The organism is Mesorhizobium sp. WSM4813, assembly GCF_055811555.1.
Genome location: NZ_JBVVQU010000044.1, coordinates 38,892 through 50,023, shown reverse-complemented (window position 1 = coordinate 50,023; position 11,132 = coordinate 38,892). Strand labels below are relative to the sequence as shown.

The following is an 11,132-nucleotide window of genomic DNA, read 5'->3' as shown; positions in this document are numbered from 1 at the left end:
GGGGGGGCGTGGGGGCGCCCCCCCCCCCCCCGTGTGTGGGGGGGCATCGTTTGTGGGGGTTCCCCCTCTCCGTCTCGGCTTCGCCGAGCCACCTCTCCCCCACTCTCGGGGGGGCGAGGAACCCAAGCTGGAATGAAGCCGCTTTCCCGCCAACCTCGGAACATTGACGATCTCCGCGCCACACGGATTAGCGAGCGGCGCCCGATTTTGAAATCTCCTGTCCAAGCCGCACTGTTTCCCGCACCAGCAGGTCCAGGTCCTCGCGCCGGGTGCGGTGGTTGTTGATCGCCACCCGCAGGCCATGCTGGCCGTGCACCGTCGTATCCGAAAGGGCGGCGATGCCTTCTTCCTGCAGCCTCAGCATGATCTCGGTGTTAAGTGCCTTCTGCCGCTCTCCCGTCAGCCCGTCGCCGCGGTAGCGAAAACAGACGATGTTGATGCTCGGCGGCGCGACCAGTTCCAGCAGCGGCGCGGCCTCGATCAGCCTGCCGAGCGTGTGGCCCTGTGCGATGTTCTGGTCGATCAGCCGGCCGAATTTCTCGATGCCGTGCTCCTTCAGCGCCATCCACACTTTCAGCGCGCGAAAACCGCGTGACGTCTGCAGGCCAAAATCATGCAGCCATTGTCCGGAAGCGAGGCCGCGCGGCGTCGATTCCAGATATTCCGGCGTCACCGCAAACGTATTGCGATGCGATGCTGCGTCCCTGATCAGCACGCAGCCGACCTCGAAGGGAGCGTGCAGCCATTTGTGCGGATCGAGCGCGATGGAGTGGGCGTGCTCGATGCCGGCAACACGATGGAAATTTTCCGGTGCGATGGCGATCAGCGCGCCGATGCAGCCGTCGACATGGAACCAGAGATCCTCCTGTGCCGCCAGCCTTGCCAGCGCCTGCAGATCGTCGATCCCTCCGGTGTTCACGGTGCCTGCCGTGCCGATCACGCACGCCGGCTTGAACCCGGCCGCACGATCTTCGGCGATCGCTGCCCGCAAGGCGTCGATGTCGATCCGCAATCCGGCATCGGTCGGGATGCGGCGCAGCGCCCGATTGCCGAGGCCAAGCGCCTCCATCGCCTTGCGGTGGCAGGAATGAAGCTGGTCCGAGCCATAGAAACGCAGCGGCTTGTCGATGGCGGCAACGCCAAGCTCGCGCACGTCGATGCCTGCCCTAGCGTTGCGCGCCACGGTCAGCCCGATGATGTTGGCCATCGAGCCGCCGCTGACCAGTGTGCCGCTGGCCGATTGGGGAAAGCCCATCATCTGCTTGCACCAGTCGACGACCTGGATGTCCATCAGAGCGGCGGCATGGTTGCCGCCGCCAAGGTTGGAACCCTGGACCGCCGCCAGGAAATCACCGAGCGCCCCGGTGAAATTGCTCGATCCCATATACCAGGACCAGAAGCGCGGATGGATGTTGCCCATGGGGTAGGCCATCACGTTCCGCGCTACCTCGCCATAGACTTGGGCAAGCGGCTGAGGCGACCGCGGCAGCGGTGCGGTGAAGAAGGTTTTTACCTCTTCAGGCATATCCTGCCACACCGGCCGTTCGCGGACATCGCGCAGATAGTCGACGGCGTCATCGACGATCCGGTGCGACAGCGCCTGCACATCGGCCCAGTCGACCGGATCGAGCGTTTCTTCGGCAACCAGACCGGCAGTGCCGGCGGCCTTCAGCATGGCGTCCATCCGCGTCGCTCCCGTACGCCGTTACTCGGCCGGGAACTGGCAGCCCGGCGTCGAGCGCGACAGCGCGATCTCCTCCGCGTCCATCTCGGCTTCGATGCCGTCGAACAGCGGCGTCGTCATGTAGCGTTCGCCGGTGTCGGGAAGCATGCACAGGATCACCGAGCCGGGTGCGGCTTTTTCCGCGATCTGGCGTGCCACGGCAAAAGTGGCTCCGCCGGAGATGCCGGTGAAAATCCCTTCCTTTTGCGCCAGCGCCTTGGCCCATTTGATGCCTTCAGGCCCGGGAACAGGCACGACCTCGTCATAGAGGCTGGCGTCGACCGCCTCCTGGAGGATGTTGGGGATGAAATCCGGGGTCCAGCCCTGGATCGGGTGCGGCTCGAACGCCGGATGGCTGGCGGCCGGTGCACCGTCGGCGCCGCGCTCCTGTGCCTTGCCGCTGCCGATGAGCTGGGCATTGGCGGGTTCGGCCAGCACGATCCGGGTTTCGGGACGCTCACGGCGCAGCACCCGCCCGACACCGACGACGGTGCCGCCGGTTCCGTAGCCGGTGACGAAGCAGTCGAGCCGCGATCCGGCGAAGTCGTTGATGATCTCGCGCGCCGTCGTCGCCTCGTGAATGGCGGCATTGGCTTTGGTCTCGAACTGGCGGGCCAGGAACCAGCCATTGGCCTCGGCGAGTTCCACCGCCTTGTTGTACATGCCAAAACCCTTCTGGGCGCGCGGCGTCAGCACCACCTTGGCGCCCAGCATGCGCATCAGCTTGCGGCGCTCGATGGAGAAACTGTCGGCCATCGTCACCACCAGCGGATAGCCCTTCTGCGCGCAGACCATGGCCAGCCCGATGCCGGTGTTGCCGCTGGTCGCTTCGACGACCGTCTGGCCCGGCTTCAGGGCGCCGCTGCGTTCGCCCTCCTCGATGATGTTGAGCGCCAGCCGGTCCTTCACCGACGCCGCCGGATTGAAGAACTCGGCCTTCACATAGATCGTCACATGATCGGGGCCGAGATTGTTGATCCTGATCACCGGCGTATCGCCGACCGTGTCGGTAATGCTGTCGAACAGGCGGCCGCGGCCGGCCGTGGTCCTGATTTTCCGTTGCTGCAGCATGTCTGCTCTCCTCTTTTTGTTGTCGTCACAAGCCGGTTACAAACCGGCGGCTTGGGCGGCGAAGTTTCGAGACCTTGCCGCGGTAAGGTGCTGTGCCGGCAATGCGGCCCGGAAAGGCGGCAATGCCGGCGTCCGGCGCGGAAATTCGTTGCCGGATGCACTCTATCGCTTTCGATGGTAGAACACAGGACAACTGGCCAGCGTGGGAGCAAGCGTGGAAACGCACGTGGAATCCGCTCGATCGAGCCTGGAGGGCGCAACGCCCGGGCTGTCCGTGCGGCTGCTCGGACCGCTGACGGTCATCCGCGACGGCGCCACCGTGCAACTGCCGGCATCGCGCAAGCTGCGCGCGCTCTTCGCCTATCTGGCGCTTGCGCCGCATGCCGTCGGCCGCAGCCGTCTGTGCGAGCTGCTGTGGGATGTGCCGAACGATCCGAGGGGCGAGCTTCGCTGGTGCCTCAGCAAGCTCAGGGGCATTCTCGACGAACCGGATCGCCGCAGGATCGAAACGCCTGGCGACACGATCGCCCTTGATCTGAAAGGCGTTTCCGTCGATGCGATCGACATCGCCTCGGCCGCCGCTGGAGGAATCGAGATGCTCGATCTTGAGCGGCTGCAGGCCTTGTCCGAACTGTTCGTAGGCGATTTCCTCGACGGGCTGGAGATCGACCGCAGCCCGCATTTCAACAGCTGGCTGATCGCGCAGCGCCGCCGCTTCAGCTCCTGGCACGCCGCCATCCTGGAACATCTCGTCAGCAAGCTCCCGGCGGATGCCGACGACACGTTAGCGCATCTGGAAAAGTGGCTGGAACTCGCTCCCTTCGACGGGCGCGCGCATGTGGCTCTTCTGGCAAGGCTGGCGCAGCGCGGCCAGATCGCCGCGTGCGAGGAACATCTCGCTTCCGCGGCGCAGCTGTTTGCTTCGGAGGATCTGGATTTTGAACCCGTTCGTGACGCATGGCGGACGATCCGCAGCGAACGACCTGCCGCGACGCTCCGGGCGCGACCGGCACTCGTGCCCGTGGTCCCGCAAGCGGAAATTATACTTCCCGATTCCGGTGTTGCTGCATCGTGCAAGACCTCGCTCGCGATAATGCCGTTTGTCGAGGAGGCGGCTGTCTCTGGTGTTTGTGGGGACCCTCGCGGAGGCCCCTCACGTGGTGGCCCCACTCGCGGCGGATTGGCCGACGGTCTCACCCACGACATCATCACCCGCCTGGCCAAGCTCCGGGATTTCTTCGTCATCGCCCGCGGCTCGGTCTTTGCGCTGGCCGAGAAAAACATCGCGCCGGAAGATGCCGGCCGGCGGCTCAATGTCGATTATGTGACCACCGGGACAGTGCGCAGCCAGGCAGGCCGCGTCGTGGTCAGCATCGAACTTGTCGAGGTTCGCACGGCCAGGATCGTCTGGGCCGACACGTTCGAACGCAAGCCCGACGATATCTTTGCCGTCCTCGATGATATCGGCAACAGCATCGTCTCGTCGATCTCGGCCGAGATCGAGATGGTCGAGCGCAACCGCGCCATGCTGAAAGCGCCCAACTCGCTGAATGCCTGGGAGGCCTATCATCGCGGTCTCTGGCACATGTATCGCTTCACCCGCACGGAAAACGAGCAGGCCCGGCATTTCTTCGACATGGCCTTGAAGCTGGATCCGACCTTCGCCCGCGCTTATGCCGGCCTGTCCTTCACCCATTGGCAAAACGCCTTTCAGCGCTGGGGAGACCGCGATCAGGAAAGCGCGCTCGCCATCGAGGCAGCCGGCCAAAGTCTTCTGGTCGACGATCACAATCCGGCCGCGCACTGGGCTATGGGCCGGGCGCTGTGGTTGCGCGGCGAGCAGGACGGCTCTCTCATCGAGCTGGAACGGGCCGTGGATCTCAGCCCGAACTTTGCGCTCGGTCATTACGCGCTTTCGTTCGTGCACTCGCAGGCGGGCGATCCGAACGCGGCGATCGGTTCATCCGATCACTCGCGCCATCTGAGCCCGTTCGATCCGCTGCTGTTCGGCATGCTTGGCGCCAGGGCGATGGCGCATGTCCGTCTCGGCCAGTTCGACGAGGCCGCCGAATGGGCGCTGAAAGCCGCCGCCCGCCCCAATGCCCACGCCATCATCCTGGCGATCGCAGCCCACTGCCTTGCGCTGGCGGGGCGGCTTGACGAGGCCCGCACTTTCGCGGCCGCCATCCGCAAGACGCTTCCGAACTACTGCGCCGACGATTTCATCGGCACCTTCCGCTTCGAGCCGGACGCCGCAGGCCTGTTCCGGCAAGGCGCCAAGCGCATCGGGCTGGGGTGATCCAACCCCGGTTCGGGCCTGACAGTGCGTCAACCGGTCAGCCGGTCAAGAAAGCCGCGTTCGTCGCACTATATGCCGAGCATTGTCTTGGCTTGGTTGAGCGCAGCCTCTGACCCTGCATGATCGCCGGCCGCGTGCAATTTCTCGCCTTGAGCACGCAGTTCCTTGACTTTGGTCTTATCGGCCTCGGCGATGGTTGCGGTCGGCAACGCCGCGTCGATCTCGGCCATGATGGTCGGGCATGAATTTGCAAAGGCTGTCGCAGGAACGACCGCCAGGAAAACCGCAAGCGAAATTGATCGTAACATGGACGTTTCTCCCTCGCCGGAACACGCCACGTCGACGACCGGCGTAGGAATGGTACAGCTAATGCCCGAATGTGCCAATCACGATGATCGCGCTTGGTTGAGGCAAGCTGCAGTCGGCCGGGCTTTTCTCGGGATTTCTGAACCTTCACCACGGCTGGTCACCACCAATGTCGCCACGTCAAGCCGACCGCCAGCTTCGCGGCAATCGTCAGATCGTCGCAAAATTCTCGCGCACATCGGCATCGAGCCCGAAATCTTCCTTCAGGCTGACCTTGAGAATGTTTGCCGTCGCCTGGCCCGACGGCCAGTTCGGCATTGCAATGGCGAGATCGGCCGCGTGGACCGGGACCGCCAGCATTGTCAATGCCGCCAGCGACATTCTCCGCAGGCACTGCCGAAATCGGTTGTGCATTTTTCTCAATTCGGTGCCGAAAACGAACCGGGACGGGAACAATTGTCACGGCGAGCACCGTGTTATGACACCAGCCCAATCTTATCACGGCAACTGCTGAAGGTGCGGCAGTGCATTCGCCAAAGAGAGCGCCGTCACATGCCGCCCCTGCGCCCTACTCGATGACATTCCCTCTGGGAAGATGCTCAAAACGCGGCCGCCGCGCCCAATGTTTAGGATGTCCGCGATGGCGGTCAAGGCCGCCGAGAATCCGAGATGGTCAATACCAGTGAAATGATGCAGGTTCTTCTGGACCACGTGACAAGCAGGCCGCTAAGTAGACGCAGCCTCCTGGTTTCAGCATATGGCCCTCTTGGGTAATACAAATTGAAAATTGCGCCCTCATGTTTCAAAACAGTCGGTAGGCTCGCGAGGATGGTTCGTGCGGGTCACCGACGGTCCTCAAGCCGAGAATTCTAAAAGACGTTCAACAATGACCCAGCACGTACCAAATGCTCGAATTCTCATGTACAGCCACGACACGTTCGGGCTCGGCCACTTGCAGCGCTGCCGGACGATCGCGCATTCGCTGGTTGAGGATTTCCGCGGACTTCAGGTGCTTATCATTTCGGGTGCGACTATCGCTGGCGCCTTCGACTACCGCGCCCGCGTCGACTTCGTGAAGATCCCCAGCGTCATCAAGTTGCGCAACGGCGAGTACACCTCGCTGGAAAAGGATATCGATCTGCATGAGACGCTAAGAATGCGCCAGTCGATCATCCGCCACACAGCCGAGACCTTCCGGCCGGATATCTTCATCGTCGACAAGGAACCGCTCGGCCTGCGCGGTGAGATCGAGGACACGCTGTCCTACCTCAAGACGCGGGGCACCACGCTCGTGCTTGGCCTGCGCGAGGTGATGGACGCGCCGCATCTGCTCGAAGCAGAGTGGGCACGCAGGGATGTGATGCGCAAGATAGGCCTGTTCTACGACAAGATCTGGGCCTATGGTCCGCCGGATTTCTACGATCCGTTGACCGGCCTGGATGTGCCGTCGGCTATCAGAGCAAAGATGAAGTTCGTCGGTTTCCTGCAACGGAGCCTGCAGAAGAACGAGTTGCCCGGCCATCGGCCCGAGGGCGACTATATCCTGGTTACCACCGGTGGCGGCGGTGACGGCGCCGAACTGATCCACAACGTCATCGATGCCTATCAGCAGGATCCGCAATTGCAGCATAGGGCGCTGATCGTGCTCGGGCCTTACATGCCGGCGCGCAAGCGCAACAAGCTGCTCAAGAAGGGGTCCAAGATCCCCTATATCAAGATCATCGAGTTCGACAACCGCATGGAAGAGCTGATTGCCGGCGCCAAGGCAGTCGTGGCGATGGGCGGTTACAACACCTATTGCGAGATACTGTCTTTCGACAAGCCGGCGCTGATCGTGCCGCGCGTCGAGCCCCGCGAGGAACAACTGATCCGAGCACGGCGCGCAGCCGAACTCGGCCTCATCGAGATGCTTTTGCCGGAAGAAGCCGGGGATTCCCAGCGGTTTGCCAATGCACTGAAGGTGCTGCCGGACCGGCCCGGCCCATCGCAGAGCCATCCGCATCTGACGCTGGAAGGGCTGCCTCACATTTCCGAAATCGTCGCGGAACTGTTCGACCGGCGGGCCGGCCATCACCTTTCAGTCATTGAAGGCATGAACTGAGTTGCAACATCGCAAGATCGTCGTGGTTCTGAAGGGTTATCCGCGGCTGTCGGAAACCTTCATCGCGCAGGAACTGCTCGGTCTGGAGCGTGCGGGGTTCGACCTGATACTCGTCGCGCTCCGGCGGCCGACCGACGCAAAACGCCACCCCGTGCATGACGAGATCAAAGCGCCCGTCCATTATCTGCCGGAATATCTGCATGAAGAGCCGCTGCGCGTGGTTCGCTCGCTGTTTGCTTATCTGCTGCGGCCTGGCTTCTGGCGCGCGCTCCGATCGCTGGCTACCGATATCCGCCGCGACTTTACGCGCAATCGCGCGCGCCGCTTCGGGCAAGCGCTCGTGCTGGCGGCTGAATGGCCGGAAGGCGCGGGCTGGCTGCATGCACATTTCGCGCATACACCTGCATCAGTGACGCGCTATGCCAGCCAGCTTCGTGGCCTGCCCTGGAGCTGCTCGGCCCATGCCAAGGACATCTGGACTTCGGCGGACTGGGATCTGGCTGGCAAGCTTTCCTCGGCGCGCTGGACGGTCACTTGCACGAAAACCGGCTTCGACCGTCTGAAAAAACTCGCTAACGGCAGCTCGCCTGTGCATCTGAGCTATCATGGACTCGACCTTGATCGCTTCGGCAGTTTCGGCGAGGCGCGAAAACAGCATGACGGCTCGGCGCCGGACGAACCGGTTATCGTTCTGAGTGTTGGGCGCGCCGTTGAAAAGAAAGGTTACGATACCTTGCTGGAGGCCCTTGCCCTCTTGCCTGGTGATTTGGCGTGGCGCTTCGAGCATATCGGCGGCGGCGAGGAACTGGAACGGTTCAAGGCGCTGGCGCAAAAGCTCGGACTGGATGGTCGCGTCTCTTGGAAAGGCGCGCTTGCGCAGGACGAGGTGCTTGAGCACTACCGCTGCGCCGACATCTTCGCCCTGGCCTGCAGGATCACCGCAAATGGCGACCGGGACGGTCTGCCGAATGTTCTGGTGGAGGCTGCTAGCCAGCGGCTTGCCTGCGTATCGACCGATATTTCCGGCGTGCCGGAGCTTTTATCGCCGGATGAAACCGGGCTGCTGGTTCCGACGGAAAACCCGATTGCCCTGGCACAGGCGCTGGAGCGCCTGATCCGTGATCCCGTGTTGCGCGCCCGCCTCGGCGACGCCGCAGAGCGGCGCGTGCGCGGCAATTTCGATCATATGGCAAGCATTGGACAGCTCAAGGAACTGTTCGAGCGGGAGTGGCGGGCCGCCGAATGAAGCGGCTGCGCGCTTTCTTCTATGTCCAGCACCTGCTCGGTATCGGCCATCTCGCGCGCGCCAGCCGCATTGCGGCGGCTCTGGTCGATGACGGGTTTGACGTAACCGTCGTGACCGGCGGAGCGCCGATCGCCGGGTTTCCGGGACTGGGTGTAAAATCTGTAACCCTGCCACCTGTCACCTCCGGTGATGAAGGATTTTCCGGACTTGTCGATCTGCAGGGCAAACCCATCGACGATGATTTCAAGAAATGGCGTTCAGAGATGCTGCTGCAGGCATTCCGGGATTGCAGGCCTGATATCGTCATTGTCGAGGCGTTTCCATTTGGACGCCGGCAGATGCGTTTCGAACTCCTGCCGCTGATCGAGGCCATCGACGCGACCTCGCCCAGACCGCTGCTGGCGACGTCCGTCCGTGATATCCTTCAGGAGCGCGTCAAGCCGGGCCGAAACGAGGAAACGGTCGATCTGATCAACAGGCATTTCGACCTTGTTATGGTCCACGGCGATCCGGCTTTCGCGACCATTGACAAGACATTTCCACTGGCTGGGGTGATCAGGGCCGAGGTCGCCTACACAGGGCTCGTTGCCGCGCCGCCATCGCCCGCGGCCTCCGAGCGCTTCGACGTTCTGGTGTCGGTTGGCGGCGGGGCTGCCGGAAAGAGCCTTGTCAGGTCCACCATCGCAGCGGCGCGCAATGCCAACAACGCTTGGAAATGGTGTTTGATCACCGGCCCAAACCTGCCGAAAGACGAGTTTGACTCGATCGCACGCAATGCGACGCCGGTCCTGTCCATCTTCCGGTTCCGCGAGGATTTCGCCAGCCTGCTGACCAGCGCCCGCCTGTCAGTCTCGCAGGCGGGTTACAACACGGTCTGCGATGTCCTGCGCGCGGGTTGTCGCTCTCTGCTCGTTCCATTTGCAGCCGGCGGGGAAACCGAACAGACGGTTCGCACCCTGATGCTGGAAGAACTCGGTCTTGCAACGGTGCTGATGGAAAAGGACCTAACCCCTGAAGGTTTGGCGCAAGCGATCGAACAGGCGCTTGTGGGACCGACGCCAGCCGCGCATCGTCTCGATCTGGAAGGCGCGCGTCGCTCGGCGCAAATCCTGCGCGAGCGGTATCGAACATGGTCCCTAAAAGTAGGGCCCGGTTTCGGAAAAGTTCATCATCAAACAGAGGATAGATTCTAACGCGCGTCGCGTCTGGCGAGATTCGCGCGACGCGCGACGCATTTTTGGGCGAAATCCGTTCAAACAGTTCCAATCAGCATGAAGCGCGTATAATTTTTTGTCGGCAGTTCGCCGGAGAACCGCACCTCCCGTAGCGCCGCCATTTCTTCGAAGGCTGCAAGTGAAGCCACGCAGTTGATGTGCGTCGGCTCGCTGAAATAATCGTTCGATTGCAGCAGTACATTCGTGCCCCGCGGAAGCAGAGCAAGCCAGGCGGGCAGATCGGCTATGTGTTCGCAGCTCGTATTGACCATCAGGTCGGGCCGCCCGGCCGCATAGTCGAGTGCGTACATATCTGCCGTCAGCGCCCGGAACCGGTCGCCGGCTTCCCGGTTGAGGGTCCGGGCGACCGGCGCGACTTCAGGATCGATGTCGATGCTGTCGACCGCCGCGACGTCGAAGCGGGCGTCGTTGAAAAGCATTGCCGGCAATACGCCGTACCATCCACCCAGAACCCATACGCGCCCGAACCGGCCGCCGCAGCTTTCGAACAGCCTGTCGAGCGCCCACATCTTGCAGGCGACCTGCTTGTGGTTGAAGGCGTTGGCGATATCGGCATTCGGATGCTTGGCGATGACGCGCGCCAGCCCCGCCACCAGAGAGCAGTTGACATAAGCAGCAATTCCCCGCGTGAGGTCCAGGGCTTGCTCGTGCCAGTCAATGCCGGCATTGCGTGGTTGCGTGACATCCATCATATTTGTCTTGTATGTTGGGATTTCGGGCGACACAACGCAATCTTGCCTCCCGCAAGGCTGTTGATTCGCGGACGTGATTATGCAGCAAGCCGCTTCGCCATTGCCCGGTGCCGGAGAGAGCTTGTTGCATCTGTCCGGACCATCGGCGTCCATCCGCCAGCACCAGCGGTGCAGCTGCGGCCTCGTGCTGCTCGGCTATTCGCCAAAACCCTACAGAAGCCGCGAACCGTTTGGCCGGCTGCTTTCTTCGCTGATCAGCAATGCCCATGGCGTTGTCATAGACCGTGCGCCGGAACTGGATCGCGCCGCCTCGCAGGTTCCTTCCATTGTCGAGCGCAGGACAATCTCCGTGCGCTGCAGCTTCGAGCTTGTCGGTGGCGACGAAGAAATTGCCGATACGCCATTCGCCAGCAGGTGCTTTTACATCCTGCATGCTTTCAACTGAAGGGTCCACAGCCG

General features: G+C 62.5%; 10 protein-coding genes. 4 read left to right on the top strand and 6 right to left on the bottom strand.

What is annotated here, in order from left to right:
* Positions 1-187: 187 nt before the first annotated feature.
* Together AC0L25_RS23175 and AC0L25_RS23170 are read right to left on the bottom strand one after the other, a co-directional pair.
* Positions 188-1,684, bottom strand: coding sequence for a pyridoxal phosphate-dependent decarboxylase family protein (locus tag AC0L25_RS23175; protein ID WP_473597646.1), 1,497 nt, complete (start codon positions 1,682-1,684; stop codon positions 188-190).
* A 21-nt stretch (positions 1,685-1,705) separates the two neighbouring features.
* Positions 1,706-2,794: a PLP-dependent cysteine synthase family protein gene (locus tag AC0L25_RS23170; RefSeq protein WP_473597645.1), complete on the bottom strand. Its 1,089-nt coding sequence runs from the start codon at positions 2,792-2,794 to the stop codon at positions 1,706-1,708.
* A gap of 226 nt (positions 2,795-3,020) precedes the next feature.
* On the opposite strand from AC0L25_RS23170, the gene AC0L25_RS23165 reads away from it, so the two are divergent.
* Positions 3,021-5,093, top strand: a complete 2,073-nt coding sequence (locus AC0L25_RS23165) for a transcriptional regulator (protein WP_473597644.1) — start codon at positions 3,021-3,023, stop codon at positions 5,091-5,093.
* 68 nt (positions 5,094-5,161) lie between these two features.
* Here AC0L25_RS23165 and AC0L25_RS23160 read toward each other — a convergent pair whose 3' ends face one another.
* Positions 5,162-5,401: a hypothetical protein gene (locus AC0L25_RS23160; RefSeq protein WP_473597655.1), complete on the bottom strand. Its 240-nt coding sequence runs from the start codon at positions 5,399-5,401 to the stop codon at positions 5,162-5,164.
* 208 nt (positions 5,402-5,609) lie between these two features.
* The gene (locus tag AC0L25_RS23155; RefSeq protein WP_473597643.1) at positions 5,610-5,759 is read right to left on the bottom strand and encodes a hypothetical protein; all 150 of its coding nucleotides are present in this window, start codon (positions 5,757-5,759) and stop codon (positions 5,610-5,612) included.
* 526 nt (positions 5,760-6,285) lie between these two features.
* Between AC0L25_RS23155 and AC0L25_RS23150 the strand changes: the two genes are divergently transcribed.
* Genes AC0L25_RS23150 through AC0L25_RS23140 form a run of 3 tightly spaced genes read left to right on the top strand, consistent with a single transcriptional unit; the run spans position 6,286 to position 9,939 of the window.
* A complete protein-coding gene (locus AC0L25_RS23150; protein WP_473597642.1) occupies positions 6,286-7,500 on the top strand; it encodes a glycosyltransferase family protein in 1,215 nt (404 codons plus the stop codon).
* Between the two features lies 1 nt (position 7,501).
* Positions 7,502-8,746: a glycosyltransferase gene (locus tag AC0L25_RS23145; RefSeq protein WP_473597641.1), complete on the top strand. Its 1,245-nt coding sequence runs from the start codon at positions 7,502-7,504 to the stop codon at positions 8,744-8,746.
* Entirely contained in the window at positions 8,743-9,939 is a 1,197-nt protein-coding gene (locus AC0L25_RS23140) for a glycosyltransferase family protein (RefSeq protein ID WP_473597640.1), read from the top strand. The genes AC0L25_RS23145 and AC0L25_RS23140 overlap by 4 nt, the downstream gene beginning before the upstream one ends.
* Positions 9,940-9,998: 59 nt before the next feature.
* Here the strand turns inward: AC0L25_RS23140 and AC0L25_RS23135 are convergent, their stop codons facing one another.
* A complete protein-coding gene (locus AC0L25_RS23135) occupies positions 9,999-10,673 on the bottom strand; it encodes a methyltransferase domain-containing protein (protein ID WP_473597639.1) in 675 nt (224 codons plus the stop codon).
* A complete protein-coding gene (locus AC0L25_RS23130; protein WP_473597638.1) occupies positions 10,636-11,106 on the bottom strand; it encodes a hypothetical protein in 471 nt (156 codons plus the stop codon). The genes AC0L25_RS23135 and AC0L25_RS23130 overlap by 38 nt, the downstream gene beginning before the upstream one ends.
* Positions 11,107-11,132 lie beyond the last annotated feature (26 nt).